This is a genomic window from Ectopseudomonas alcaliphila (genome assembly GCF_900101755.1).
Lineage (GTDB): Bacteria > Pseudomonadota > Gammaproteobacteria > Pseudomonadales > Pseudomonadaceae > Aquipseudomonas > Aquipseudomonas alcaliphila.
Map to the genome: position 1 here is coordinate 306,266 of NZ_FNAE01000002.1, position 25,068 is coordinate 331,333.

The window sequence follows — 25,068 nt, forward strand, 5'->3', positions numbered from 1 at the left end:
ACCTCACTCCGAGGTGGCGTCCATCAGAGGCGTTTTCGACATGAGTCGAGCGGTATCCGAACTTCCCGCCCAGGGCGCTGATGCGCCAGAACTTGTTCCTTCCTCGCCACCCGGCTGGCTGCAACGCAACCGCCATCTGATCGGTCTCGGCCTCTCGCTGTTGCTGTTCGGCGTGGCGCTGGTCGCCTGCTGGCATCTGGTGCGCGAGATCAATCCGGACCAGGTGCGCGAATCCCTGGCGGCCGTGCCACCACAAGCGCTGCTTGGCGCCCTGCTGGCCACCGGGATGGGGTTTGTGGTGATGCTGGCCTACGAGTGGTCGGCCAGTCGTTACGCCAACGTCGAGCTGCCGCCGCCGACCCTGGCGCTGGGCGGCTTCTGCGCCTTCGCCATCGGCAACGCCGTGGGCCTGTCGGCATTGTCCGGCGGTTCGGTGCGCTACCGGTTGTACGGGCGCAACGGCCTTGGCGCGGGTGATGTGGCGCGCATGAGCCTGTTCGCCAGCCTGTCGCTGGGCGTCAGCCTGCCGATTCTCGCGGCGTTGGCGGCCCTGTTCGACCTCGAGGATGCCTCGGCCGCGCTGCGCCTGTCCGAGCCCGTGTTGGCGGTGCTGGCCGTCGCCATGCTGGTCACGGCATTGGTCGTGGTGCTGTTGATCAGCCGCAAACGCCTGGCCGAGCGACCCGCTCCGGGCTGCTGGCAGGTCGACCTGGGGCGTTTCAGCCTGCGTCTGCCGGGTCTGCGCATGAGCCTGACGCAGTTGTTGATCAGCAGCCTGGACGTGCTGGTCGCCGCCAGCGTGCTGTACCTGCTGCTGCCTGAGGCGCCGCCTTTCTCCTCTTTCGTGCTGATCTACATGCTGGCGCTGGCGGCCGGTGTACTGAGCCATGTGCCGGGCGGTGTCGGCGTCTTCGAAGCGGTGCTGCTGGCCGCGTTCTCTTCGCGCATCGATCCGGCCGGGCTGGTCGCGGCGATGCTGCTCTATCGACTGCTCTATGTGCTGCTGCCTCTGGTGGCCGCCGGGCTTCTGCTGCTGGCTGCCGAGGCGCGTCGCCTGTGGTTTCCGCGCCAGGTGGCGCGCATGGCCAGCGGCATGGCGGTGCCTGTGCTGGCGCTACTGGTGTTCTGCGCTGGCACGGTGCTGCTGTTCTCCGGGGTGACGCCGACCGTGGACGAGCATCTGCAGGCCTTGGGCTTTCTCATGCCACCGCAACTGATCGCCGCCTCGCACCTGGCGGCCAGCCTGGTCGGCACGCTCTGCCTGCTGCTGGCGCAAGGGCTGCGCCGGCGCCTGTCGGCGGCCTGGGCACTGACTCTGGTGCTGCTCTGTCTGGGCGTGGTGCTGTCGTTGCTCAAGGGCTTCGACTGGTTGGAGGCGTTGGCTCTGGCGGCTATCGCCGGCCTGCTGGCGCTGTTTCGTCGCGAGTTCTACCGCCGCAGTCGCTTGATGGATGTACCAGCCTCCGGCCTGGTGCTGGCGGCCACGGCCGGGGTGATCGCTGCGTCGATCTGGCTGCTGCTGTTCGCCTATCAGGATGTCGCCTACAGCCATCAGCTGTGGTGGCAGTTCGAGCTGGATGCCAATGCCCCGCGCGGCCTGCGTGCGGCCCTGGGCAGTGCCCTGGTATTGCTGGCGGTCGGCCTGACCTGGCTGCTGCGTGCCTCGCCACCGCGTATCAGCCTGCCCGATAGCGAGGCGTTGTTGCGGGCGCGCACCATCGTTCAGGCTTCGCGCCAGCCGGAAGGTGGTCTGGCGCTCAGCGGTGACAAGGCGCTGCTGTTTCACCCTGACGGCGAGGCCTTCCTCATGTACGCCCGTCGTGGGCGTAGCCTGGTGGCGCTGTTCGACCCCATCGGCCCGCTGGCGGCGCGTGCCGAACTGATCTGGCAGTTCCGCGACCTGTGTGACCGCCACCATGCACGGCCGGTGTTCTACCAGGTGCGTGCCGAGAACCTGCCCGGCTATATCGACATCGGCCTGACCGCGCTGAAGCTCGGCGAAGAGGCACTGGTGGACCTGAAAACATTCGACCTGGCCAGCAACGGCAAGGAGGTGAAGGCGCTGCGCTACACCTGGAATCGCGGCCAGCGCGACGGCCTGAGCCTGGAATTCCATGCGCCCGGGCAGGCGCCGATGGCGGAGCTGCAGGCCATCTCCGAGGCCTGGTTGCAGGGCAAGAATGTGCGTGAGAAAGGTTTCTCCCTGGGCCGTTTCAGCCCCGAGTACCTGGCGCATTTCCGCGTCGTGGTGGTGCGCTTCGAGGGTCGCGCGGTGGCCTTCGCCAACCTGTTGGAATGTCAGACGCGCGCGGTGGCCAGCCTCGATCTGATGCGCGTGTTGCCGGATGCGCCCAAGTCGACCATGGAATTTCTCATGCTCGGGCTGATCCAGCAGTTCCAGAGCGAGGGCTATGCGCGCTTCAGCCTCGGCATGGTGCCGCTGGCAGGCCTGCAGACGCGCAAGGGGGCGCCGCTGCCACTGCGCCTCGGTGCGCTGGTGTTCGATCGTGGCGAGAGCTTCTACAACTTCCAGGGCCTGCGCCGCTTCAAGGACAAGTTCCTGCCGCAGTGGGAGCCGCGTTACCTGGCCGTGCCGGCCGGGCTCGATCCCTGGGTGGCCTTGGCCGATACCGCCGCGCTGATCGCCGGCGGCCTGGGTGGACTGGTGAGGCGCTGAGATGAGCAAGATGACAAGGAGGCTGGGCGCGCTGTTGCTGGTCGTGGCGCTGGCCGCAGGGGCGGCGGGCTGGTGGTGGTCGATGCATGCGGCCGTGCATCTGCAGACGCTGCAGATCCAGGGTAAGTCGGCGCTGTTGCTGAGCCAGGGCGAGGCGCGTCAGCGTGTGTTGCTGATCGCACCGACCGAGCAGGCGCTGGACGAAGCCACGCTGCGCCGTCTCGCCGAAGCCGGCGATCTGCGCCTGTTGCAACTGCCCTTCTCGCCTGGCGACTGTAAAGCTCAACAGCAACTGATCAGCCAGGCCAGCGAGCGACTGGGCGGCGCGCCGACCCTGGTTGCCGGTGTCGGCCCGGCAGCGGCCACGGCCTGGCGCTGGCTGGCCGCGCAGCAGAGCGATCAGGCCCTGGCGCTCTCGGTCGGCTTCGACCTGGCCACACCGGATTGTGCCGATCCGCTGCCACAAAGGGCCGAGCACGGTCACTGGATCGCCCTGTGGAACGACAACCCGGGTGATGACAACGCGCGCTTCCTGCGTGAACAGGCCAATGGCGAACCTCGTATCGGCGCGCTGGGCACGCCGTTGCCAACGCTGCTGGCCGATCAGCTGCAGCACCTGCTCGCCGGCCAGGGCGCGGCTATGCCGGTGATCGAGCATCCTTCCGCGCAAGCGGCCGACACCCTGACCCTGTTCTATTCCGGTGACGGTGGCTGGCGCGATCTGGACCGTGACTCGGCCGCACATATGGCCGCCGCCGGTTATCCGGTGGTGGGCATCGACACCCTGCGCTACTACTGGCAGCACAAGAGCCCGGAGCAGAGCGCCGCCGACCTGTCGCGGCTGATGCAGCAGTACCGCGACAAATGGCATGTGCGGCGCTTCGTGCTGGCCGGCTACTCCTTTGGCGCCGACGTGCTGCCGGCCATCTACAACCGCCTGCCGGCCAGTGATCAACAGCAGGTCGATGCCATGCTGCTGCTGGCCTTTGCTCGCAGCGGCAGCTTCGAGATCGCCGTCAGCGGCTGGCTCGGCAAGGATGGTGCGGAGGCGCCGACCGGGCCCGAGCTGCGCAAGGTGCCGGCGGCCAAGGTGTATTGCATCTACGGCAGCGAGGAAGCGGCCGAAAGCGGCTGCACCGAAGTCGGGACGCAGGTTGAGTGTCTGCAGATCGTGGGCGGCCACCATTTCGACGGTGACTACGCCGCGCTGGCGCAGAAGATGCTGGCGGCGATCAAGGCGCGGCAGCAGCCTTAAGAGCACGTTCTTGTAGGAGCGGATTCATCCGCGAAAGATCGCGGCTAAAGCCGCTCCTACAGGAACGGCAGAGAGGTTTGTTAGCCGCGACAGTCTTGCTACCTCATCGCCGCTGAAGCGCCTCCCACAGATCCGCGTTCAGGCGCTTCAGTGGGCCTCGTTGACCGCACTCAGAAATGCCTGCGTACGCTCCTGCTGCGGGTTGCCGAACAATTGATCCGGCGAGCCCTGTTCATGGATGCAACCCTGGTGGAAGAAGCACACTCGGTCGGCGAACTCGCGGGCGAAGCCCATTTGGTGAGTGACCATCAGCATGGTCAGGTTATGTTCGCTGCCCAGGCGGCGGATGACGTTGAGCACTTCACCGCACAGCTCCGGGTCGAGCGCCGAGGTCACCTCGTCGAACAGCATGACCTTGGGCCGCATCGCCAGTGCGCGGGCGATGGCCACGCGCTGCTGCTGACCGCCGGACAGCTGCGAGGGGAAATGGCGCAGCTTTTCGCCCAGGCCGACCATCGCCAGCAGATCCTCGGCGCGTTCGGTAGCTTCCTTCCTGCCCATGCCGAGCACCTGCATCGGCGCCTCGATCACGTTCTGCAGCGCGCACATATGCGGGAACAGGTTGAAGCTCTGGAACACCATGCCGATCTTGCCGCGTACCTTGCGCTGGTGGCTGGCGCTGGCCGGCACCAGGCGACCGTCGCGCGCCGGCATGTGGGTCAGCGGCTCGTCGTCGACGCAAATCACGCCTTCGTCGATGCTCTCCAGGGTCATCAGCGCGCGCAGCAGGGTCGACTTGCCCGAACCGCTGGGGCCGATGATCGCCACCTTCTCGCCGGGGGCGACGTCCAGGTTGAGCTTGTTGAGCACGGTGAGGTTGCCGTAACGCTTGGTCACGTCGGTGAAGCGGACGATGGGCTGGGTCATGGAGGAACTCCCTGCAGCAGCGGTCGAGTTTAGAAAAGCAGTCATCGGGCAGTGACCTCCAGTCGATCTTCCACGCGCCGCACGCACCAGGCCAGGGCCAGGCTCAGCAGCAGGAAGAAAAGACCGACCATGGTGATGGGCTCGAGGTAGCGGAAGCTCTCCGAGCCGATGTTCTTGGCTTGCTGCATGATTTCCACCACGGTGATGGCCGACAGCACCGGGGTGTCCTTGAGCATGGCCACCAGGTAGTTGCCCAGCGCCGGCAGGATCGGCCGCAGCGCCTGCGGCAGGATGATCTGCCGATAGGCAGACAGCGGCGACATGTTCAGCGCCGTCACCGCTTCCCACTGGCCGCGCGGCACCGCATCCAGGCCAGCGCGATAGACCTCGGCGGTGTAGCAGGCGTAGTGCAGGGCGATACCGAGGATGCCCGCCTGCAGCGCAGTGAGGTTGAGGCCGTAGTTGGGGAACACGTAGAACAGGAAGTACACCTGGATCAGCAGCGGCGTGCTGCGGATGAACTCGATCAGCCCGGCTACCGGCCAGGACAGCCACAGGTGCTTGCTGCGTCGGGCGATGGCCAGCAACAGGCCGACGACGATGGCGATGGCGAAACCGGCAAAGGTGATCAGCAGGGTATTGAGCGAAGCCTTGAGCAGCTGCGGGAGGATGCTCAGGGCGAAATCCCAGTCGAAGAAATTCATTGCAGGCCTCCGCGCATCCGGCCACGGCTCAGGCGTTTTTCCAGCAGGCGCATGCCGAGGTTGATCACCTGGGCCATGAGGAAATACAGCAGCAGGGCCAGGGCGAAGATCTCCAGGGTCATGAAGGTCGCCTGGTCCAGCTGGCGGGCGCGGAAGGCCAGGTCAGACAGGGTGATCAGCGATACCAGCGAGGTGTTCTTCAGCAGTTCGATCAGCAGATTGGTGCCTGGCGGAATCGCCGCCAGCAGCGCCTGCGGCAGGATGATGCGCAGGAAGCGTTTGGACGGATGCATGTTCAACGCGGTGCACGCCTCGTACTGACCCTTGGCCACGGAACGGATGGCGCCGCGCATCACCTCCGCGCCATAGGCGCCGATATGCAGGCCGAGGCCGACGATGGCCACGGCGAAGGCGCTCATCTCGATGTTGAACGGCGGCATCGGCAGCACGAAGTACAGCCAGAACAGCTGCACCAGCAATGAAGTGCCGCGAAAGATTTCGATGTAGGTGATGGCCAGCCAGCGCAGCGGGCCAATTGGCGACAGGCGGCCGAGGGCGGCGATGACTGCCGAGACGATGGCCAGCAGCGAGCCCCAGAAGGTGACTTGCACGGTGACCCATGCGCCTTGCAGCAGCAGAGGGAAAAGATCGGTCATGAATGTCTACCGCTCGATGGACGGAAACGCACCGCGCACCGGAGTGCGCGGCGTTGCCCGCTCATTACTGGCCGCAGAGCTCGGCGGCGGTCTTGTCGGTGATGTTGGACTGATCGAAGCCGAAGGGTTTGACCGTGGCCAGATGCTCTTCGCTGCCCAGCCACTTCTTCAGCTCGGCATTCACCGCATCGCGCAGGTCCTTGTCTTCCGGGCGGAAGGCCAGGGCACCATAGCCGGTGTGGGCCGGGTCATCCTTGAATTCGGCGATGGCTTCGACACTGTCGCCGCCCTTGTCGGCCAGGCCCTTCATGGTCAGCTGGGTACCGACTGCAGCGTCGGCGCGGCCGGCGCGCACGGCCTGCAACTGCGCGGTGGTATCCGGCACCTGGAGGATCTGCTCGTCGGTGATACCGGAGTTACGGGCATAGCCCAGGTTCACCGTGCCGGACATGATCGCCACCTTGGCACCGCTCTTGGCGATGTCTTCGTAGCTGTGCAGGCCTTTCGGGTTACCGGTCTTCACCAGCAGGGTATCGGGCAACTGGTAGTGCGGGTCGGTGAACAGCACCTGTTTGCAGCGCTCGGGAGTGATGTACATGCCGGCGGCGATCAGGTCGAAGCGGCTGGCGCGCAGGCCGGGGATCAGCGAGCCCCATTCGGTCAGCACCGGGTTGATCTTCTCGACACCCATGCGCTCGAAGACCTTCCTGACGATCTCCGGCGACTCGCCGGTAACGCTGCCGTCCAGGGCGGTATAGGCGAAGGGGGTTTCGTTGGCGTAGCCGATGCGCACGCTGCTGCTGTCCTTGACCTTGTCCAGCGTTGAAGCCTGGGCGCCGGCAGCGAGCCCGGTAAGCAGGGCGCAGGCCAGCGCGAGGCGGCCGAAGCGGGAGGGGATAACGCTACTCATCTTGGTGTTCTCCTGTTTCTTGTAGTCCGCCAGTGGCGGCGTGCTGTGTTAGGAGGCAGGTAAATCAAGAGCGTTGGTGGCGCTGTTCGCGCCAGGTGGTAATTCTTCTGAGGTGCCAAGGCACTGTTTTCCACCCTTGGCCCGAGCATACAAAGGCTTTTTTCGCTGCGGCATTGCACTAGGACAATTGAATCGTAACGCCTCGCGCGGGATGCTTGAGCGCCGTCGCCAGAGGAGCCATCGATGCACAACTGGAAGAAGGCCCTGGCCAACGCTCGCCCGGGCGAGTCGAAGTACAAGCTCCTGGTACAGGCGGTGGCTGCCGATATCGAACAGGGTACCTTGCTCGACGGCCAGCGACTGCCACCGCAACGCCAGGTTTCGGATGCGTTGGGCATCAGCGTGCAGACCGTGACCAACGCCTACAAGGAACTGGAGCGCCAGGGCCGCGTGCGTTGCGAGGTGGGACGTGGCAGCTTCGTCTCGCGGCGTACCAGCGAGCGCGTGGCCACCAGCATGCTCGATCGCACCGAGCAGGCGCTGATGGACTTTTCCAACGCGCGCATCCTGCACACCGATGCCCATGATCGCCTGTGGCGACAGACCTGCCTGGAGCTGGCGCAGGAGCCGGATCAACCCTGGATTCACGCCTTCCGCCCGATTGCCGGCATGCAGCACCAGCGCGAATCGGCAGTGCGCTGGCTGGCGCGCCTGGGCATGGACGTCGGCATCGAGGACGTGCTGCTGACCAGCGGCGCTGCCCACGGCATTTTCCTCGCCCTGGCCACCCTGGCCGGCCCGGATGACGTGGTGCTCTGCGAAGGCCTGACCGACCACGGCGCCATCGGCAGCTCGCAGGTGCTCGGCTTCACCCTCAAGGGCCTGGAAATGGATCGCTACGGGCTCAACCCCGAGCACTTCGAGGACATGTGTGGCAACGAGCGCATCACCGCGCTGGTCTGCACGCCCAACCTGAACAACCCCACCAGCGCGCTGATGCCCGACGAACGCCGCCGTGAGATCGCCGAGATCGCCCGTCGCTACGGCGTGTACATCATCGAGGACGACGTCTACGGCCCGCTGCTGGCCGGCCAGCAGAGCACGCGGCCGCTCAGCCATTACGCGCCGGAGCTGTCGTTCTACTGCACCAGCATGACCAAGTCTGTGCTCACCGGCCTGCGCATTGGCTACCTGGTGATGCCCAAGCGCCTGGCGCTGCGCACCGAGAGCATCCTGCGGGTCAACAGCTGGATGGCGCCCTCGCTGCTCGGCGAAGTGGCCACGCGCTGGATCGACTCCGGTGAGGCCGAGGACCTGGTGCAACTGCAGCGGCAACTGCTGGCCAACCGGCAGGCGCTGGTGGAGCAGGAGCTGGGCGAGCACCTGATCGGCAATCATCCCTATTCGCTCAACAGCTGGCTGCGCGTGCCCGAGGGTTGGGAAATCGATGGCTTGCTGCGTGAGTTGCGCCGTCGCAACGTCGCCCTGACCCTGCCCGACCCCTTCGTCCCGCCAGGCATGCCCAGGCCGCGAGCGGTGCGCCTGTGCGTCGGCGCCGAATGCAGCGAAGCGAAGATGCGCCAGGGCGTGCAGATCGTCCGTGACGTCTTCGAGCAATACCCGAAGGTGCATGATTTCTGAACGTCCGTAGGGTGGACGTCGCTTTTCACGTCCACCGCAGCGGTGGATCGGTGAAGCGTGATCCACCGCTGGTTACCGGCGCGGCAAGAGCTTCGCGGCTGAAGCCGCTCCTACAACATCTCCGACGGTACAAGGATTCAGCCCCCTCTCCCGCTTGCGGGAGAGGGTTGGGGAGAGGGGCTCTTGTAGCCCGGATGAAGTCCGGGAGCGGTTTGCATCCGCTTACAGATCGGTGCGCACGGCGCACCCTACGGGAGTCACGTTCGTAGGGTGCGCCGTGCGCACCGACTATCCCCGGTAAGGCACCTTCTTGAGCACCTAAATAAAAAATCGTCCTAGTACATTCAGCCGCTCAATTTCCCGCTCATACACTCGGCCGCACACCTTCACGGAACGTGCGCCATGCCCTCCACCATTGCCTTCGACGATCTGCTTCAGGCCCGCCAGCGTATCGCCGGCCTGGTGCGCCAGACGCCGCTGGAGCATTCGCCCAGCCTGAGCCGCCTGGTCGGTGTGCCGGTGTGGCTGAAGCTGGAGTCGCAGCAGGCCACCGGCAGCTTCAAGCTGCGCGGCGCGAGCAATGCCGTGGCGCAGCTGGATGCCGAGCAGAAGCGCCTCGGCGTGGTCACCGCGTCCACCGGCAACCATGGTCGCGCGCTGGCTTTCGCCGCCTCGCAGCAGGGCGTGAAGGCCATCGTCTGCCTCTCCGAACTGGTGCCGCAGAACAAGGTGCGCGCCATTCGCGAACTGGGCGCCGAGGTGGTGATCAGCGGCCGCAGCCAGGACAACGCCCAGCTCGAAGCCCTGCGCATCGCCCGCGAACAGGGCGCCGCCTTCATCCCGCCCTTCGACCACCCACACGTGATCGCCGGCCAGGGCAGCCTGGGCCTGGAGATTCTCGAACAGTGCCCGGACGTCTGCGAAGTGCTGGTGCCACTGTCCGGCGGCGGCCTGTTCGCCGGTGTGGCGCTGGCGATCAAGGCTGCCAGCCCGGCCATTCGCACCCACGGCATCAGCATGCAGCTGGGCGCCGCCATGCACGCCAGCCTGCAGGCCGGTGAGCCGGTCGAGGTGGAAGAACTGCCGACCCTGGCGGACTCGCTCGGTGGCGGCATTGGCCTGGACAACCGCTACACCTTCGCCATCACCCGCGAACTGTGCGACCAGCTGCATCTGCTCGACGAAGCCTCTATCGCCCGTGGCATCCGTCACGCCTACCGCGAGGAACGCTTGGTGGTCGAAGGCGCCGCCGCCGTCGGCATCGCTGCCCTGCTCGACGGCATGATCGAACCGCGCGGGCCGGTGGTGGTGGTGATCAGCGGCCGCAATATCGATATCGACCAGCACCTGCGGGTGTTGGGCGGCGCCAACGCCTGAGGAGTCCCCATGGCCAAGACCCTGATTCTCAACCAGGCCGACCTGCGCGATTGCGTCGGCCTCGACGCCGACAGCCTGGCGGTTGTGGAGAACGCCTTCCGCCTGCTCGCCACGGCTGCGGTGGCGATGCCGCCGATCCTGCGTCTGGACGTCCCCGAGCATAACGGCGAGGTGGACGTGAAGACCGCCTACCTGCCTGGTGTGGCGCACTTTGCGATCAAGGTCAGCCCCGGTTTCTTCGACAATCCCAGACTCGGCCTGCCCAGCCTCAACGGTCTGATGATGCTGTTCTCGGCGCAGACCGGCCTGGCCGATGCGCTGCTGCTGGATAACGGCTACCTCACCGCCGTGCGCACTGCGGCTGCTGGCGCCGTGGCGGCCAAATGGCTGGCACGTGAAGACGCCAGGGTGGTCGCCATTCTCGGTGCCGGCGAGCAGGCGCGCCTGCAGTTGCAGGCCCTGCGTCTGGTGCGTGAGGTGCGCGAGGTGCGTATCTGGGCACGCGATCCAGCCAAGGCCCGTGCCATGGCCGCCAAACTGGAGGATGCCTGCGCAGTGGACAGCGTCGATGCGGCGCTGGAGGGCGCCGATATCGCCATCACCACCACGCCGAGTCGCGAGCCACTGATCCAGCCGCAGCATCTGCGCCCTGGTTTGCATATCACCGCCATGGGCTCGGATGCCGAGCACAAGAACGAAATCGCCCCGGCGGTTCTGGCGCGGGTCGATGCCTACGTGGCCGACCGTCTCAGCCAGACCCGCGTGCTTGGTGAGCTGCATCACGCCATCGCCGCCGGCCTGGTCGATGCCCAGGCCGACTTCGCCGAACTGGGCCAGGTCATCGCCGGCCAGCGCGCTGGTCGCACCGCGAATGAGCAGATCACCCTGTGCGACCTGACCGGCACCGGCGCCCAGGACACCGCCATCGCCAGCCTTGCGTTCGAGCGGGCGCGGGCGGCGGGCAAGGGTTTCATCTTCAACGCCTAACCCTGTGGGAGGGGCCGGTCGGCGCTCCGCTTTAGCCGCGATAAAGCCAATCGCGACTAAGGCCCCTCCCACAGTCCAAAAAAACCACGGGGATTCATCCATGTCCGAAATCGTCGTCAACCTCCCCTTCAGTCGGGAGGAATATGCCCAGCGCCTGGCCAAGACGCGCAGCGCCATGCAGGCCAGGGGCATCGAACTGCTGATCGTCACCGACCCGTCCAATATGGCCTGGCTCACCGGCTATGACGGCTGGTCGTTCTACGTGCACCAGTGCGTGCTGCTGGCGCTCGATGGCGAGCCGGTCTGGTATGGCCGCGGCCAGGATGCCAACGGCGCCAAGCGCACGGTATTCATGCAGCCGAGCAACATCATCGGCTACCCCGATCACTACGTGCAGTCCACCGAGCGCCACCCGATGGACTACCTGTCCCAGGAGGTCATCGCCGCACGTGGCTGGGACAAGCTCAGCATCGGCGTCGAGCTGGACAACTACTACTTCAGCGCCGCCGCCTATGCCTCGCTGCAACGCAATCTGCCCAACGCGCGCTTCGTCGACACGACTGCGCTGGTCAACTGGCAGCGGGCGATCAAGTCGCCTACCGAAATCGGCTACATGCGCATCGCGGCGAAGATCGTCGAGCAGATGCACGCGGCGATCTTCGACAAGATCGAGCCGGGCCTGCGCAAGAACGAGCTGGTGGCCGAGATCTACCGCACCGGCATCCTCGGTGCCGACGGCCATGGCGGCGACTATCCGGCCATCGTGCCGTTGCTGCCCACCGGCGCCGATGCCAGCGCGCCGCACCTGACCTGGGACGACAGCCCGTTCGAGCGGGGCGCCGGTACCTTCTTCGAGATCGCCGGCTGCTACAAGCGCTACCACTGCCCGCTGTCGCGCACCATCTACCTGGGCAAGCCGCCGCAGCATTTTCTCGATGGCGAGAAGGCCGTGGTCGAAGGCATCGCCGCCGGCCTGGAAGCGGCCAAGCCGGGTAACACCACCGGCGATATCGCCCGCGCCTTCTTCAAGGTGCTGGAGAAGTTCGGCATCCACAAGGACAGCCGTTGCGGCTACCCCATCGGCATCAGTTATCCGCCGGACTGGGGCGAGCGCACCATGAGCCTGCGCCCGAGCGACGAGAGCGTGCTGCAGCCGGGGATGACCTTCCACTTCATGCCTGGCCTGTGGCTGGACGACTGGGGCCTGGAAATCACCGAGTCGATCCTGATCACCGACAGCGGCGTGGAAACCTTCTGCGACGTGCCACGCAAGCTGTTCGTCAAGGATTGATACCGCTTGATTGTAGGAGCCGGCTTGCCGGCGATCCGCATCAACAACGCATCGCTGGCAAGCCAGCTCCTACCAAAAGCGGCGCTATCGAGACATCCACTTATGCCGGGCTTTGCACCATGACCCAACTGCGCGACAACCCCATCAGCCCCACGGTCGACTTCGAGCGTGACGGCGTGCAACACGGCTTTCTCAAGCTGCCCTATTCCCGCGACGATTCCGCCTGGGGCGCGGTGATGATCCCGGTGACCGTGGTGAAGAACGGCAGCGGTCCCACCGCGCTGCTTACCGGCGGCAACCACGGTGATGAGTACGAAGGCCCGCTGGCACTGAGCAAGCTGGCGCAAACGCTGCGCGCCGAGAACCTCAGCGGCCGGGTGATCATCGTGCCGTTCATGAACGCTCCGGCTGTGCAGGCTGGCAGCCGCACCTCGCCAATCGACAAGGGCAACCTCAACCGCAGCTTCCCCGGCAAGCCGGACGGCACGGTGACGCAGAAGATCGCCGACTACTTCCAGCGCAGCCTGTTGCCGCTGGCCGATGTGGTGCTGGACATCCATTCCGGCGGCAAGACCCTGGATTTCCTGCCCTTCGCCGCCTGCCACGTGCTGCCGGACAAGGCCCAGGACGCCGCCTGCGCCGCCGGCATGCGTGCCTTCGCCGCGCCCTACTGCATGCGCATGCTGGAGCTGGACGCGGTGGGCATGTACGACACCGCCGCCGAGGAGCAGGGCAAGGTGTTCGTCACCACCGAACTGGGTGGCGGCGGCAGCAGTACGGCGAAAAGCCTGGCCATCGCCGAGCGCGGGGTGCGCAATCTGCTGATACATTTCGGCCTGCTGGCCGGCGAGATCGAGGCCGGCGAGTCGGTGATGCTGGATATGCCCGATGGCGACTGCTTCGTCGCCAGCGAGGACGACGGCCTGCTGGAGATGTGCCGTGACCTCGGTGATCGCGTCGAGAAGGGCGAGGTGATCGCGCGGGTGCACAGCGTTCGGCGCACCGGCGCTCCTGCTACCGAATACCGTGCCAGACGCAGCGGCCTGCTGGCCGCGCGGCATTTTCCGGGGTTGGTGAAAAGTGGTGATACCCTCGCGGTCATCGCCGAGGTGGTGGGTTGAAAATCGAACCTGCAGCCGCTGAGCCGCGCCTGGCCATGCTCGTGAGCGCCGGCAAGGCAAAAGCTTCGCGAGCAAGCTCGCTCCTACCGGCCTCGCATCGTTCCCAAGATAGGCGTACTGCCGATGCACAAGCTCGACCGCTATGACCTGAAGATCCTGCGCATCCTGTCCGAGGATGGGCGGATCACCAAGTCGGCCCTGGCCGAGGCGATCAACCTCTCGGTGACGCCGGCCTGGGAGCGCGTGCGCAAGCTCGAAGGCGCCGGGCTGATCAAGGGCTACCGCGCGCAGATCGACTGGGCGGCGCTGTTTCGCAGCCAGCAGGTGCTGGTGGAAATCACCCTGGCCCGCCACACCGCGCAGGACATGCGCCGCTTCGAACAGCGCCTGGCCGAGGCCCCGGAGGTAGGCTTCTGCTACGCCACCGGCGGCGGTGTCGACTACATCGCCATGATCCGCGCCCGCGACATCGATCATTACCAGCGCTTTATCGACCAGCTGCTGCTGGAAGACCTCGGTATAGAGCGCTACTTCACCTATATCGTGACCAAGACCATCAAGCCCGATAGCGGCCATGCTCCCGCCGAGCTGAGCGACAACTGACGCTATTTCCCGTATGGGAATGCGGCGGTTTTCGGCCCGACCGCTCGTCGGCCAGCGGCCCATGCAAATGAACCAATGCAGGCGCCGGCGAGTCCGTCCCGGAGACGGGCAGGAGGCTCGTTTCCGATGCAATGCCTTGATTCGGAAGGGCTTCCGCGTAAGGGCCAATCACCAGGGTCGCTGGGTTTGAATAAGTTCTTCATGTCATTTTGCCTGGGAGGCGCTCTTTTACTGGGAATCTGTACCCAAGCCTCCGCCACCTTTCGCATTCACACCATTCCTGCCGCCCCGCAAGCGGCCGCGCCCAAACCGGCGAGCGAAGTGATCGACCGCGCCCTCAGCGCGCTGGGCACTCCATACCGTTGGGGCGGTGCCAGCCTGCGCCATGGCTTCGATTGCAGCGGCCTGGTGCAATACGCCTTCAAGACCCAGGACGACCTCGAGCTGCCGCGCACCTCCCGCGCCTTGTCGCGCCTGGATGCGCCCTCGGTGAAACGCAGCGACCTGCAGCCGGGTGATCTGCTGTTCTTCCGCATTCGCAGCCGTTCGGTGGACCATGTGGCCATCTACATCGGCGAGGGCCGTTTCGTCCATGCGCCGCGTCGCGGCACCAAGGTGCGCATCGACCGCCTCAACAATGCTTACTGGCAGCGTCATTTCCAGCTGGCCAAGCGGGTGGTGCCGGAGGCCTGATGCGCTGAACCAGCAGGGATGGCCGTTTCTTCGATCAGCCACCATGACGGCCATGAGCAGGCATAACTACCTGAAATATTAAACTTTTGTGAATTCCGCACCCGGCTAGGAACCCCATCCGAACGCTTGCCACCCAAGCGGCAGCTTTGATGGATGTCCCAGGTATGGAGGTGTTGAATGCCCAGTGCTGCCTATTGCCGGTTGGTCGATGATGTATGCCAGCTGGCCTTGTTGCCGAACCCGAAAACGCTCTATGAACGAACCGCCCTGACGGTGGGCAAGGTCAACTTCAGCCTGGTCGAGCGCTCAGGCGATCCGTACAGCGAAGTGTTGATCTATACCGACCTGGGGCCGTTGCCCAGTCAGCGTCGGGATGCCGTGCTGCTGCGCTTGCTGGATATCAACTTTCATCTGTTCGTCGGTGCTGGCAGTCCCAGCTGTTCCTACAACAGCGAGACCCAGCGCCTGACTCTGGGGGTCAGCCTGCTGCTGCAGGCGGCCACTGGCCAACGTTTGCTGGCGCTGCTCGGACAACTGGCCGACATGGCTCATAACTGGCGTGACGATCATTTCCTGGATCTCCCGGCCCCACGTCATGCACAGGCGAGGTTGTGATGGACAGAATCCACCAGCCCAACCCAGCCGTACCCAATGGGGTTGGGCACACCCCAAGCTCGTCTCTCACTGGCTCGCCGCCTGCTGCAGCGGTATCGCAATCCAGCGTCACCGTGGCCAGCGAGGCCCCTTTGCAGGGGCGTCAGGCCGAGCGCGCGGCCAGGCCGCAGAGTGCGCTCGAACGTTACGAGTCCGCCTTCCCAGGGTTGCGGGAGTTGCGCCAGAAGGCTCAGCGTGAGGCGGCCCGGCAGGCGGACACGGACAGACCGGCCTATCACCCTCTGGAGGCTGCCAAGCGGCGCATGCTGATCGAAGGTGAATTGCTGCGGGCAAACCCTTCGCTGAGCCTGCAGCAGGCGTCGGAGATTCTCAATATGGGGCATGTCGAGCAGTTGGCCTCGCCGATTCCCTATGGCGACAGCCTGGAGAAAATGGCGACCGCTCTTGACCAGTTGTTCGCGCCGGGCCTGCAGGATGAGTTGCCGTCCTTGGTGCAATTGGGCGCGATACTGGACGAGGGCCTTGGTGAGATATCGCGCCACCTGGAAGGCCAGCTGGGTCTGTATCAGCAGGTACTGCAGCACACCGCGCTTGATGACACCGAGCGAGCCCAGGTGAAAGCCGGGCAGCAGGCCTTGCAGGCGCTGGCAGAGCGCTGGACGGAGGATATCAAGGGCAAGGTGCTGGGCAATGCACTGGAGTTGGCCGAAAGCCGCCTGCAGGGCCTGCAAAGGGCTCAGCAGCAAAACCCGGATCAAGTGGAACTCCAGACCCGGCAGTGGCAGAACATTCGCGACTACCTCAAGAGCGCGCAGGACGAGTTCGATACGCAAGGTGAGTTCGGCACGGCCTTGCAGCATGTCCGGCTCGACAGCCAGGTAGAGGCAATGAATGCCAGTAACCAGGGCCTGTTTTCCGCGATGCGTTCGTTCATGGCCAATGGTGTTCCGCCGGGTATCGCCTCGACCTTGCTCTATGTGATGGCGCGCGCCTATGTCTCACCGCAGTTGGCCGGCGCAGAATTCGTCGGTCGTTCGCTGGGCAGTGGCATGGCCATCGGTGCGGTGCATGAAACCCTGGACAACTTCGCTAAACCGGCGGCACGTGAGGTTCTGGCCTCGCTGGGCATGACGGAGTTGCGCGAGGTCGACCCGAGCGAAGTCATCCCGGACCCACCGCGTGCGGTGATCGTCGATGGGCGTTATCAGGAGCGCGACGCCGGACAAATGGCCGAAGCCCAGGCCGAGGTCGAGCAGGCGCGCAAGGCGTTCCTGAATGCACAGCAGGACTACAAGACGGGGACGCTGAGGGGTGATGCGATCACGCTGACCAGCCTGCCCGGTGCGCAGGCGGCTCGCGAGCTCGTCAACGTGCTGTCCACACAGAATGCCGCATCAACCGGGGCGATGGCACTGGCTGCGTTTCTGGGCAATGCCGGCATGTATGGCCTGCAGGCGATGGGACAACGGCAGAAGACGTTCAGCCATGAGGGGCATCACCTGCCGACCCACGTACCCAAGCCGGCACCGCAGGAAGCGTTGGGCCAGCGTCTGGGCAATGTGTTCAAGGATGGGTTGTCCACGATCAACCCGCTGGATGCCTCGGTCAGGCAGAAGTACGACAGCAAGGGCTGGAGCGCAGCGCTTGGCATGCTGGGCTACAACAGCCTCGAAGGTGCCATCAAGCCACTGGACACCAGTACAACCGGCGGCGCGGCCTCGTCCGTGATACTTACGGGGCTGCAGACGTTTCTCATGCAACAGGTGTTCTATGCCAACAAGCCTGCGGGTGATGAGGCCAAGGCAGGAGGAACCGGCCGTTTCGACAATGCGCTGAACAATATCCGTGACCCCGATCGGGAGACATTACCCCATGGCTCGCGCCCGGGCACGACGGAGCGCGGGATCGAAAACACCTACGACCGCTGGCGTGGCGTGATTCAGGGGCCACCGCAGGCCGCGACCGAGATCACCGAGGCTGTGACCAGCACGGTTGTGAGTGGTCTTGGGCAACTGGGGCGCCAGGTTGCTGAGCAGGCTTCGAGGCAGCAGCAACGGCTTACGTCCGAGGTCAGCACCAGGGTGTTCAGTGCGCTTTCGGGTGGGCTCGAGCACGTGGGGCGTCAGGTGGCAGAGCACGCCATGAGGCAGCGCGAGCGGTTCAGGGCGGCGGAGCCGCAAGTCGATATCGAAATGGGTTTGCAGGCACCTCGAGACCGAGACAACGTCTGACAAACCGGCAGGTTCAGGAGGAGTCTGTAGGAGCCAGCTTGCTGGCGATCAGGTGCCTGGCACATGACGAAAAGCATCGCCGGCAAGCCGGCTCCTACGGATTTGCGGCGCTAAAAGCGGTGCCTCCGAAGACCTGCTGTGGTATCCGACAGGCATTGGCCGGTGGGGTTGCTCACCGGCTTTGGTCATTCGGGATCAGGACGGCAGATGGCCAAGTCCTGCCAACTGCAGCTGTTCACGGCAGATATCGTCCATGGAGTTGCCCACCCCTGCAGCGTCCGGACTGGCATGCCACACCACGAAGTCCTGTTGCACGTTGAGGAAGAGGAAGTAGTCGCTGTAACGGTCGGACTCGACGAAGCGGCGCTCCAGGGCATTACGCAATTGCTCGGGGCTCATTGCGAGGTTCTCCACGTGCAAGGCGATGCCCCAGTCCTGATGCTCTCGCCGGCTCACAAAGGTCACGCCTGAGGCCACGGGCCAGACGGCGCTCCTTTCGGCAGCCACGTGCTCATAGAACGCCAGTTTCTGCGATACCTGTTTCATGCTCAGTCCTTCAGAGGAACGACGGTGTAATCCCGCTCGGGGTCGCGATCATTGAGGCCCTGGCGCATGTCTTCCGGCCACCAGACCACCAGGGCTCGGTTCGTGGAGTCAGGGCGTTCGCAGGCGTACCCGGAGCAGCCGCTCTTGCTGGCGCAGCCCGCCAACAAGGTCAGGGCCACGAGGACGGTCAGACAACGAATGGTCATCAAGGGGTGCTCCTGTGCAGCAATGAAGATCGGCCTTGCCCGGTTTTTTGCAGCGATTGCGGCTGGCGCAAGGCAATGAACACTTCGCTTTCCTCGCCAGGTTGCAGCCAGGCGCGTGGCCAGGCACTGACCCCCATGGCCCAGCGTCCCCCGCAGCGGCTCTCATCGATGCGTATCGGCTCTGCCGTGTCGTTACGTGCCACCACCACCGCCACACCCCAACCATCGCGGGCGAACCACTGGGAGCGGTCGGCATCCAGCGTCAGTCCGTGATCCGAATTGCAGAGCGTTTCTGCCCTGAGCGGCAAGGGCGTGCTGTCGAACCCGGAGGGCTGTATGCCATCAAGCAACTGGGTGAAGGCATGTTCGATGTCGCCCCGACTCGGGCGCTCGGCACCGCGGCGGCGTTCCTCGATCTCGCGAAGCTGTCGGTCCAGGTGATGCGGGTTGCCATGTTGCACGTAGCGCGCAGGGTTCACCTGATCCCCGATCAGACGAGGCGTGAGGATGAACAACCGCTCACGCCGGTTGAATTCGCGATTGCGTGACTGGAACAGCAATTTGCCGATGACCGGGATATCGCCGAGCAAGGGAATCTTGTTGATCCTGTCGTTGGCTTCGAGGCTGTGAAAGCCGCCGATCACCAGCGAGCCATGCTCGGCGATCACTGCCTGGGTGCTGACATTGCCACGGCGTACCGACGGCTGCTCCTCGGAGATGTTCGACTCGATGATCTGGCCATCTTCGATATCGACGATCAGCTGGACCTGGGAGCGGCTGCCCTGATTCAGTGACCTCGGGATCACCTGCAGGCTGGTGCCGGCGGTGATGGGTTGGATATTGGCCACGCGCTCGGCCAGCGCCGTCAGGTATTCGGTGCGGCTGAAGTCGATGACAGCGGGCTGGTTTTCCAGGGTCAGGATCGAGGGGTTGCCCATGATCGAGGCTGCCCCTGTGCCCTCCAGTGCACGCAATTCTGCGGCGAACCGGCCGGCATCCTGGATGAACAGCGTCGAAGTGGTGCCGGGTTCGAACAGGTTGGCGCCGCCGCTGACACTGCCGGAGTTGAAGGCCCAGCGGCTGGACAGTTCGGCCAGCTCGTTACGGTCGATATCGAGAATCACGGCATCGATCTCGATCAGGTTGCGCGGCACGTCCAGTTGCTGGATGAGCCCCTGATAGATTGCCTTGCGCTCTGGCAGGTCATAGATCAGTACGGCGTTGTTGCGCACATCGGCGCTGACGCGGATCTGCGAGCGGCCGCGGCTTTCACTGCGCTTGCGCGAAGAGGACTGAGCCAGCCCCAGTACATTGTCGAGTCCCTGCTCGAGGAGGCCGCCATCCAGGCCGCTCATCCCAGCGTAAGGCAACCCCATCGGGCGGGTTGGCGCCAGGCCTTGGGTCGTACCGGATGGTTGGAAAATGCCCACGCCGCTGATTGGTTCACCCCGTGACCGTGTTTCCAGAAGTTCGCGAAGGATGCTGGCCACACCCGCTACACGCAGCTCCTGATCACGATAGCGAATGGAGCGATCAGCCGCGTTGGCATATTTCAGGGCGAAGACGATGACGTCCTGCTTTTCCGCCTTCTCGGGTTCTTCGACCTTCTGGCTGTATTCGCGAATGAACTGCACGTACTGAGCCGGACCGCGAACCAGGACCAGGCCTTCTTCGGGGAGCGTGCCCCAGCCGAAACGTGGGTCGAGCAGGCCGATGGCGGTCAGTGCGTTTTCCAGGTCATCGACGGCATCTGGCGAGACCTCGATGCGGGCCGACGTCTGCTCGCTGGTGGGGCTGACGTAGAGCGTTTCGTTGTAAACGAACCATTGGAACTGGTATTCACGCCCGAGTCGTTCGAGGAACTCCTGAGGATTGCTGGCGCGAATACGTCCGTCGACTATGCCATCCATGGGCGGCATGTCCAGTGACAGACCGAACTCCCGGGTGAAGTCCGCCAACGCCGAGTTCAGGTCGGTTTGTCGGGCATCGTAGGCATAGGCGGTCTGTTTCCAGCTTTCTGGTGGCACGGCATGCGCCGGTATGGATACAAGCAATAACAACCACGACAGCGATATCAAGGTATTGCGCATCTCATGCTCCCGGATGCAGTGCGTTGAAGGTCGGTTGCGGTGCGATGGTCGCCGCCTCGCGTATGGACACGTGAAGCAGGCTGAGCAGGGCGGCCCGCTGGTTGGCCAGCCGTTCCAGGCTGGCCAGCAGCTGATCTGCGGAGCAGGGGGCGCGATGCCAGTTCACCAGGACGAGTGCATGGGTGTCGGGGTCGATGGCGAATGCGCCATCGCAGGCACAGGCCAGGCCGGCGCCACCCTGGCTCAGCACCGCCTGCAATCGTTGGCGGTCGCTGGCTTCGAAGGGGTTGAGCACTTCCAGGCTGCATCTGACGCCGCCACCGATCTCGGCCAGGCGCGCGTTGGCATCGTCGATCCAGCAGTCGAGTGGCAGTGCGGACGCCTCGCACCATTGGGCGATGACGTCGGAGAATTCACTGAATTCCATCGATGATCGCTTTGGTCAGGCCGTGTTGAGCGCGCAGCTCCTCACTGACCACGCTGCTGACGAGCTGGGCCTTGCGCGCCGCCTCGTTGTAGGCGTGCATGTCATTGATATCGGCGCTTTCGGCTGCCTGCAGCAAGGCATCGTCCTTGTTTCGCGCGGCGCTTTCCTGGGCGCGGTCCAGACGGTTACGCAGGGCTTCTAGGCTTGACATAGGAACTCTCCAGTCAGTGGACGATGTCACTGAGTGGGGCGTCTGCCGTGGCGGGTTCCCTGGATGTTGCAGGATCTTTGGCTGGATATGATCAACCGCTCGTTTTGCCTGAGCAGGTCGGAGTGTCGCAGCCGCAATGGCTGGCTAGAGGCAGGCAACGCTACGCATGCTGGGCGTCGGGCAGGCTCGGCATCAGCCCGCGCTGCAACGAGGGCCAGTCGATGTGAAAGGTACCCAGCGTATTGCTCAGGCGCAGGGATTCAGGTGCCATGCCCGGGTCTTCCTGCACGTGCCAAAGCACGTCGAAGCCCATCGCCTGCAGCCAGGCGCGGACTGTGCTGGCGGCTTCGGGGTGACATGTCAGGTTCGCCTCAGCCTTGCTGGGCAGACCATCGGCCAGGTTGCGCAGCAAGGCGCTGATCCGCTGCGGCAGATCCGTTTCATCCAGCAACCGCGACAAGGCGATGTTCAATAGCGAGTCGACAGCGGACAAGGCATCGCGCTGATAGCTCGCGCGTTCCTCCTGTATCGCCTGAAGCTGTGCGTTGGCTTCGCTCCAGAAGCTGGCGACGGCTTCGTCGAGGTAGTGTTGGCGTTGTTCATGGGCCTGTTGCAGCAATTGTTCGGCCTGCAGACTCGCCTGGGCCAGAAGTTCGTCCGCACGCAGGCTTTCTTCAAGCAGCTGTCGGCGCAGAATCGGTTCTTCGAGTACGGCCGAGCCGAGCGCGAAGCGGCGTTTAGTCAACACGATTGCGCTCCATCTGCGAGGTTCGCCACAGTACCGCCGCCCACAAGGTGGCAAGGCGTTTGGCCGGTAGACCCGGGGGGACTTCTTCCAGCGAACCGGGCGCCCACTGCAGGCGCAGGCGTTCCCAGCATGCGGGTCCGGCCCAGGCGCCCAGTAACAGCCTGGGGTCTGTGGCTTCGGTCGTCAGCCACAAGCCGGGACGCAATGCCTTGCCCAGGCTGCGACACCAGTCAGCATCGGCAGGCAGGGCCTGGCTGGGGGCTTTTGCCGAACAGATGTGCTGTGCCAGGGTTAGCGCGTACTGGCGCTGGCTCTCGCCCAATGCCAGCCACTGCAGGACACCCTCATGCGGCGGTGGGGGCTGCGTAGCGCTGATGCCCAGAGACTGGACGAGCGCGGCATGACGGCTGTTGGCGCAATCTGCCGCAGCTTCCAGTAGCGGAGAAGATTGCCGCCAGCCCGGATGCGCGAAGTGCCAGGCCTCGCACCACCAGCGCACCCAGCGCTCGGCAGCAGCACTCATGCGACGCGGCTCGGCAGCGTCGAGACGTTATGGCTGGCCCGATGTTGGGGCCGTACCCGACTGAGCAATACCAGGCGCCAGTCCTGGCGTACGGCCAGTGCCAGGATCGCCAACAGCAGCAGGCCTCCCAGGGGGATGAGCCAGGACATGAGCTGCCAGAATCCCAGCTTGTGGCTTTCGATCAGGAAGGGTCCGAACGGCACCAGGGTATCTGCATCCTGGAACTCGGCGGCCGGAACGAAGACGATGGAAAACTTTTCGCTGCTTTCGACCCCGGTACTGGCCAGGCCGGGAATGCTGCTGACCACCATCTGTTGAATGCGCCGCTGTACGGCATCAGGCTCCAGACTGGCCGCATGCTTGATGAAGACCGCGGCCGATGCCGGCTGTACCGGTTCGCCTGGTGCAATGCGCTCGGGCAACACGACATGCACCCGCGCGACGATGACGCCATCGATTTGCGACAGGGTCGATTCCAGTTCTTGCGACAGCGCATAGATGTAACGGGCGCGTTCCTCCAGCGGCGTGGAGATCACGCCTTCCTTCTTGAAGATTTCACCCAGGCTGGTCCGAGCCCGGCGTGGTAACCCGGCTGCTTCCAGTACGCGCACCGCTCGATTGATCTCTGCGGTGTCGACGGTCACCACGACACCCGCCTTCTCCGAGCGTTTGCGCGCGCTGATGCGGTGCTCACCGAGGGATGCGATGACCTCATTGGCATCGAGTTCGGAAAGGCCGCTGAACAGGTCGGTGCGATCACTGCATCCGCTCAACAGAAACAGGCACAGGGCGACAATGGGGAGCGTCCATTTCACGGTATCGGTCCTACTGCATGTTGGTCAGTTTTTCGAGTGCCTGCCCTGTCTTGCTGACCACCTTGGTCGTCACCGCCATTTGCAGCGAGTACTGCGAGAGGGCACGGCTCATATCCGTGATGGCGCTTACATCGTTGCCGGTAACGGCCTCTTTCATGTGGCGCATGGCTTGCCGCGAGAGATCATCCACAGACGTCATTCGAGCGTTCACCGTGTCGGCGATCACGGCCGCCAGGTGGCTGGGCTGCTCGGCTGTGTTGCCGTTGTCTCGCATCAAGCTGGAAAAAAGCTCGACATCTGCCTGAGAAGGCTCACTGACCAGTCCCTGGTCGAGCTTCAAGTCGGGACTCGTCAGTCCGTCTATCTTGGAAATGCTCATATGAAAACTCCTGCAGGCGATGTCGATTAGGGGGTAACGGATATCAGGCTGTGCGACTGTTGTTGGGCAACATCGCACTGACCAGGGCATTGGCCGTATCCATTGCACTGCTGGTGAGGTTTTGCAGGCTGAGTTGAGAGGCCAGACCTTGCAGACCCTGGATCAGGTTGTTCAGCTCTTGCAGAGGGTCCTGCGAGGTGTTGCCCGAACCACCCAGACCACCTTCACCGCCGAGCATGTTCGCTGCTGCGCTGCCCGGTAGACCTGCTGCGCCCTGTGCACCACCCGGCTGGCCGGAGGCCTTGGCGTCCAGTTGTCCGCCGATACTGTCGAGCGCTGCACGGAATGCGCCGGTCTCTTCCTTGTTCAGGTAGTTGTCTTCCTTGAGCTCATTGGCCCAGGAGCCCGAGTCGGGTTTTGGAAACTGACTCGGGTTGGCATCCATGAACTTGGCGATTTCCTCCAACATCGGCATGTCCTTGTCGGAGAACTTCGTACCCTCACCCTGCTTGCCAAGCAGGTCGTCCAGCGACGACTTGGCCAGCCCGCTCAGTACGCGCTCCAGCAGGTCAGGTTGCTGACCGCCACCGGCACCAGCGGCACCGCCAGCACCAGCGCCCTTGCCCAGGCCGAACGACTGGGCGGCGCCGAAGTTGTCGCCGAGCTTTTCACTGATAATGTCTTTGAGGGCGTCCTTGACTGCGTTCTCCATGCCGCCCTTTTTCAGGATCCCCATCAGGCCGCCCGAATCGTCGAGCTTATCCTTGACCATCTGTCCCAGCGGGGAAGATGACAGGTCGCTGCCTTTCAACATGTCGGCCAGTTTGTCCACCACCTGGTCCATGTTCTGCGGTCGTTCGCTATTGCTTTGCGAGCCAATGGAGAAGTTGCTGAGATTGCCAGCCACCAGCCCCGGCATATTGCTAATCATGTTCACGGGTGACGCCTCCTATCCATGCGCTAACAGCTTTGCAGCCTGTGCGGCGATCAGTAGCTGATGCCCTTGGCGTTCTGTGCGGTGGAGCTGATTTTCTTGTTGGCAGCATCGTCCTCGGCGGACTGCATGGCCTGCAGGGTGTTTTCGACTTTCATCTTCTCGGCGTGACGACTTTGCAGGTCGATCATCTTCGCGCTGCTGGCGTCGGAGCGGGCCATGGCATCTTCCATGGCCTTGGAGGACTTGCTGTCGCCTGCCGCGTCAGCGATGTTGTTGTTCATGTTGAAGGCGCTGGTGGCTTGGTTGAACATCTGTGCGCCGCTGTTGATCGGGTCCATGGTGTATTCCTCTGCATTGTTGCCAGCGTTATTGCTTGGCATCGATGGGTGGCAGGCAGGTGCGAATCGGTTCCATCAGGCTGCGCGAGGTGGGAAAAATGCGGACCAGGTCCTGTATCGGGCCGTCGCGGGGCACGCAGGCGTAGCGGTTAGCGCAAGG

General features: G+C 64.2%; 26 protein-coding genes. 11 read left to right on the plus strand and 15 right to left on the minus strand.

Annotation, left to right across the window (positions count from 1 at the left end; translation table 11 throughout):
• Positions 1-40 precede the first annotated feature (40 nt).
• Entirely contained in the window at positions 41-2,677 is a 2,637-nt protein-coding gene (mprF, locus tag BLR77_RS10100; RefSeq protein WP_074677312.1) for a bifunctional lysylphosphatidylglycerol flippase/synthetase MprF, read from the plus strand.
• 10 nt (positions 2,678-2,687) lie between these two features.
• A complete protein-coding gene (locus tag BLR77_RS10105; RefSeq protein WP_074677926.1) occupies positions 2,688-3,932 on the plus strand; it encodes a virulence factor family protein in 1,245 nt (414 codons plus the stop codon).
• Between the two features lie 147 nt (positions 3,933-4,079).
• Here BLR77_RS10105 and ehuA read toward each other — a convergent pair whose 3' ends face one another.
• The 4 genes from ehuA to ehuB all read right to left on the minus strand — a co-directional run bounded on the left by ehuA (position 4,080) and on the right by ehuB (position 7,129).
• Positions 4,080-4,859 carry an ectoine/hydroxyectoine ABC transporter ATP-binding protein EhuA gene (ehuA, locus tag BLR77_RS10110; protein WP_074677314.1) on the minus strand — a complete coding sequence of 260 codons (780 nt, stop codon included), beginning with the start codon at positions 4,857-4,859 and terminating at the stop codon, positions 4,080-4,082.
• 41 nt (positions 4,860-4,900) lie between these two features.
• Positions 4,901-5,563, minus strand: a complete 663-nt coding sequence (gene ehuD, locus BLR77_RS10115) for an ectoine/hydroxyectoine ABC transporter permease subunit EhuD (protein WP_074677316.1) — start codon at positions 5,561-5,563, stop codon at positions 4,901-4,903.
• A complete protein-coding gene (ehuC, locus tag BLR77_RS10120; protein WP_074677318.1) occupies positions 5,560-6,219 on the minus strand; it encodes an ectoine/hydroxyectoine ABC transporter permease subunit EhuC in 660 nt (219 codons plus the stop codon). The genes ehuD and ehuC overlap by 4 nt, the downstream gene beginning before the upstream one ends.
• Before the next feature lie 64 nt (positions 6,220-6,283).
• Entirely contained in the window at positions 6,284-7,129 is an 846-nt protein-coding gene (ehuB, locus tag BLR77_RS10125; protein ID WP_074677320.1) for an ectoine/hydroxyectoine ABC transporter substrate-binding protein EhuB, read from the minus strand.
• Between the two features lie 243 nt (positions 7,130-7,372).
• Here ehuB and ehuR point away from each other — a divergent pair, with 243 nt between their 5' ends.
• The 9 genes from ehuR to BLR77_RS10170 all read left to right on the plus strand — a co-directional run bounded on the left by ehuR (position 7,373) and on the right by BLR77_RS10170 (position 17,688).
• Positions 7,373-8,770 carry a MocR-like ectoine utilization transcription factor EhuR gene (ehuR, locus tag BLR77_RS10130; protein WP_074677322.1) on the plus strand — a complete coding sequence of 466 codons (1,398 nt, stop codon included), beginning with the start codon at positions 7,373-7,375 and terminating at the stop codon, positions 8,768-8,770.
• A gap of 402 nt (positions 8,771-9,172) precedes the next feature.
• The gene (gene eutB, locus BLR77_RS10135; protein ID WP_074677324.1) at positions 9,173-10,147 is read left to right on the plus strand and encodes a hydroxyectoine utilization dehydratase EutB; all 975 of its coding nucleotides are present in this window, start codon (positions 9,173-9,175) and stop codon (positions 10,145-10,147) included.
• 9 nt (positions 10,148-10,156) lie between these two features.
• Entirely contained in the window at positions 10,157-11,134 is a 978-nt protein-coding gene (gene eutC, locus BLR77_RS10140) for an ectoine utilization protein EutC (protein ID WP_074677326.1), read from the plus strand.
• A 100-nt stretch (positions 11,135-11,234) separates the two neighbouring features.
• Complete coding sequence (gene doeA, locus BLR77_RS10145; protein ID WP_074677328.1) at positions 11,235-12,425, plus strand: ectoine hydrolase DoeA; 1,191 nt, start codon at positions 11,235-11,237, stop codon at positions 12,423-12,425.
• A gap of 119 nt (positions 12,426-12,544) precedes the next feature.
• The gene (doeB, locus tag BLR77_RS10150; RefSeq protein ID WP_074677330.1) at positions 12,545-13,546 is read left to right on the plus strand and encodes a N(2)-acetyl-L-2,4-diaminobutanoate deacetylase DoeB; all 1,002 of its coding nucleotides are present in this window, start codon (positions 12,545-12,547) and stop codon (positions 13,544-13,546) included.
• A gap of 123 nt (positions 13,547-13,669) precedes the next feature.
• Positions 13,670-14,149: an Lrp/AsnC family transcriptional regulator gene (locus tag BLR77_RS10155; RefSeq protein WP_074677332.1), complete on the plus strand. Its 480-nt coding sequence runs from the start codon at positions 13,670-13,672 to the stop codon at positions 14,147-14,149.
• Between the two features lie 321 nt (positions 14,150-14,470).
• A complete protein-coding gene (locus BLR77_RS10160) occupies positions 14,471-14,842 on the plus strand; it encodes a C40 family peptidase (RefSeq protein WP_394328047.1) in 372 nt (123 codons plus the stop codon).
• 177 nt (positions 14,843-15,019) lie between these two features.
• Complete coding sequence (locus tag BLR77_RS10165) at positions 15,020-15,457, plus strand: CesT family type III secretion system chaperone (RefSeq protein ID WP_074677336.1); 438 nt, start codon at positions 15,020-15,022, stop codon at positions 15,455-15,457.
• Positions 15,457-17,688: a type III effector HopM1 gene (locus BLR77_RS10170; RefSeq protein ID WP_238380560.1), complete on the plus strand. Its 2,232-nt coding sequence runs from the start codon at positions 15,457-15,459 to the stop codon at positions 17,686-17,688. Before BLR77_RS10165 ends, BLR77_RS10170 begins: the two co-directional genes overlap by 1 nt.
• A 195-nt stretch (positions 17,689-17,883) precedes the next feature.
• Here the strand turns inward: BLR77_RS10170 and BLR77_RS10175 are convergent, their stop codons facing one another.
• The 11 genes from BLR77_RS10175 to BLR77_RS10225 form a co-directional block, all read right to left on the minus strand.
• On the minus strand, positions 17,884-18,234 hold the full coding sequence (locus BLR77_RS10175) for a type III secretion protein HrpV (protein ID WP_074677340.1): 351 nt from the start codon (positions 18,232-18,234) through the stop codon (positions 17,884-17,886).
• A 2-nt stretch (positions 18,235-18,236) separates the two neighbouring features.
• Entirely contained in the window at positions 18,237-18,440 is a 204-nt protein-coding gene (hrpT, locus tag BLR77_RS10180; RefSeq protein ID WP_074677342.1) for an HrpT family type III secretion system protein, read from the minus strand.
• On the minus strand, positions 18,440-20,530 hold the full coding sequence (sctC, locus tag BLR77_RS10185) for a type III secretion system outer membrane ring subunit SctC (RefSeq protein WP_074677344.1): 2,091 nt from the start codon (positions 20,528-20,530) through the stop codon (positions 18,440-18,442). The genes hrpT and sctC overlap by 1 nt, the downstream gene beginning before the upstream one ends.
• Before the next feature lies 1 nt (position 20,531).
• Positions 20,532-20,957, minus strand: a complete 426-nt coding sequence (locus BLR77_RS10190; RefSeq protein ID WP_074677346.1) for a type III secretion protein — start codon at positions 20,955-20,957, stop codon at positions 20,532-20,534.
• Positions 20,944-21,168, minus strand: coding sequence for a type III secretion protein (locus tag BLR77_RS10195; RefSeq protein ID WP_074677348.1), 225 nt, complete (start codon positions 21,166-21,168; stop codon positions 20,944-20,946). The genes BLR77_RS10190 and BLR77_RS10195 overlap by 14 nt, the downstream gene beginning before the upstream one ends.
• A 160-nt stretch (positions 21,169-21,328) precedes the next feature.
• Positions 21,329-21,916, minus strand: a complete 588-nt coding sequence (sctL, locus tag BLR77_RS10200) for a type III secretion system stator protein SctL (protein WP_074677350.1) — start codon at positions 21,914-21,916, stop codon at positions 21,329-21,331.
• Positions 21,906-22,439: a hypothetical protein gene (locus tag BLR77_RS10205; protein WP_074677352.1), complete on the minus strand. Its 534-nt coding sequence runs from the start codon at positions 22,437-22,439 to the stop codon at positions 21,906-21,908. Before BLR77_RS10205 ends, sctL begins: the two co-directional genes overlap by 11 nt.
• Complete coding sequence (sctJ, locus tag BLR77_RS10210; RefSeq protein ID WP_074677354.1) at positions 22,436-23,254, minus strand: type III secretion system inner membrane ring lipoprotein SctJ; 819 nt, start codon at positions 23,252-23,254, stop codon at positions 22,436-22,438. Before sctJ ends, BLR77_RS10205 begins: the two co-directional genes overlap by 4 nt.
• A gap of 10 nt (positions 23,255-23,264) precedes the next feature.
• The gene (gene sctI / locus BLR77_RS10215; RefSeq protein ID WP_074677356.1) at positions 23,265-23,633 is read right to left on the minus strand and encodes a type III secretion system inner rod subunit SctI; all 369 of its coding nucleotides are present in this window, start codon (positions 23,631-23,633) and stop codon (positions 23,265-23,267) included.
• A gap of 43 nt (positions 23,634-23,676) precedes the next feature.
• The gene (locus BLR77_RS10220; protein WP_074677928.1) at positions 23,677-24,564 is read right to left on the minus strand and encodes a harpin HrpZ family protein; all 888 of its coding nucleotides are present in this window, start codon (positions 24,562-24,564) and stop codon (positions 23,677-23,679) included.
• A 56-nt stretch (positions 24,565-24,620) separates the two neighbouring features.
• Entirely contained in the window at positions 24,621-24,908 is a 288-nt protein-coding gene (locus BLR77_RS10225; RefSeq protein WP_074677930.1) for a type III secretion system major pilin HrpA, read from the minus strand.
• Between the last annotated feature and the right edge of the window lie 160 nt (positions 24,909-25,068).

Coding starts and splice junctions, on each gene's coding strand:
- mprF (WP_074677312.1), top strand. CDS start 41: ATGAGTCGAGCGGTATCCGAACTTCCCGCCCAGGGCGCTGATGCGCCA.
- BLR77_RS10105 (WP_074677926.1), top strand. CDS start 2,688: ATGACAAGGAGGCTGGGCGCGCTGTTGCTGGTCGTGGCGCTGGCCGCA.
- ehuA (WP_074677314.1), bottom strand. CDS start 4,859: ATGACCCAGCCCATCGTCCGCTTCACCGACGTGACCAAGCGTTACGGC.
- ehuD (WP_074677316.1), bottom strand. CDS start 5,563: ATGAATTTCTTCGACTGGGATTTCGCCCTGAGCATCCTCCCGCAGCTG.
- ehuC (WP_074677318.1), bottom strand. CDS start 6,219: ATGACCGATCTTTTCCCTCTGCTGCTGCAAGGCGCATGGGTCACCGTG.
- ehuB (WP_074677320.1), bottom strand. CDS start 7,129: ATGAGTAGCGTTATCCCCTCCCGCTTCGGCCGCCTCGCGCTGGCCTGC.
- ehuR (WP_074677322.1), top strand. CDS start 7,373: ATGCACAACTGGAAGAAGGCCCTGGCCAACGCTCGCCCGGGCGAGTCG.
- eutB (WP_074677324.1), top strand. CDS start 9,173: ATGCCCTCCACCATTGCCTTCGACGATCTGCTTCAGGCCCGCCAGCGT.
- eutC (WP_074677326.1), top strand. CDS start 10,157: ATGGCCAAGACCCTGATTCTCAACCAGGCCGACCTGCGCGATTGCGTC.
- doeA (WP_074677328.1), top strand. CDS start 11,235: ATGTCCGAAATCGTCGTCAACCTCCCCTTCAGTCGGGAGGAATATGCC.
- doeB (WP_074677330.1), top strand. CDS start 12,545: ATGACCCAACTGCGCGACAACCCCATCAGCCCCACGGTCGACTTCGAG.
- BLR77_RS10155 (WP_074677332.1), top strand. CDS start 13,670: ATGCACAAGCTCGACCGCTATGACCTGAAGATCCTGCGCATCCTGTCC.
- BLR77_RS10165 (WP_074677336.1), top strand. CDS start 15,020: ATGCCCAGTGCTGCCTATTGCCGGTTGGTCGATGATGTATGCCAGCTG.
- BLR77_RS10170 (WP_238380560.1), top strand. CDS start 15,457: ATGGACAGAATCCACCAGCCCAACCCAGCCGTACCCAATGGGGTTGGG.
- BLR77_RS10175 (WP_074677340.1), bottom strand. CDS start 18,234: ATGAAACAGGTATCGCAGAAACTGGCGTTCTATGAGCACGTGGCTGCC.
- hrpT (WP_074677342.1), bottom strand. CDS start 18,440: ATGACCATTCGTTGTCTGACCGTCCTCGTGGCCCTGACCTTGTTGGCG.
- sctC (WP_074677344.1), bottom strand. CDS start 20,530: ATGCGCAATACCTTGATATCGCTGTCGTGGTTGTTATTGCTTGTATCC.
- BLR77_RS10190 (WP_074677346.1), bottom strand. CDS start 20,957: ATGGAATTCAGTGAATTCTCCGACGTCATCGCCCAATGGTGCGAGGCG.
- BLR77_RS10195 (WP_074677348.1), bottom strand. CDS start 21,168: ATGTCAAGCCTAGAAGCCCTGCGTAACCGTCTGGACCGCGCCCAGGAA.
- BLR77_RS10205 (WP_074677352.1), bottom strand. CDS start 22,439: ATGAGTGCTGCTGCCGAGCGCTGGGTGCGCTGGTGGTGCGAGGCCTGG.
- sctI (WP_074677356.1), bottom strand. CDS start 23,633: ATGAGCATTTCCAAGATAGACGGACTGACGAGTCCCGACTTGAAGCTC.
- BLR77_RS10220 (WP_074677928.1), bottom strand. CDS start 24,564: ATGATTAGCAATATGCCGGGGCTGGTGGCTGGCAATCTCAGCAACTTC.
- BLR77_RS10225 (WP_074677930.1), bottom strand. CDS start 24,908: ATGGACCCGATCAACAGCGGCGCACAGATGTTCAACCAAGCCACCAGC.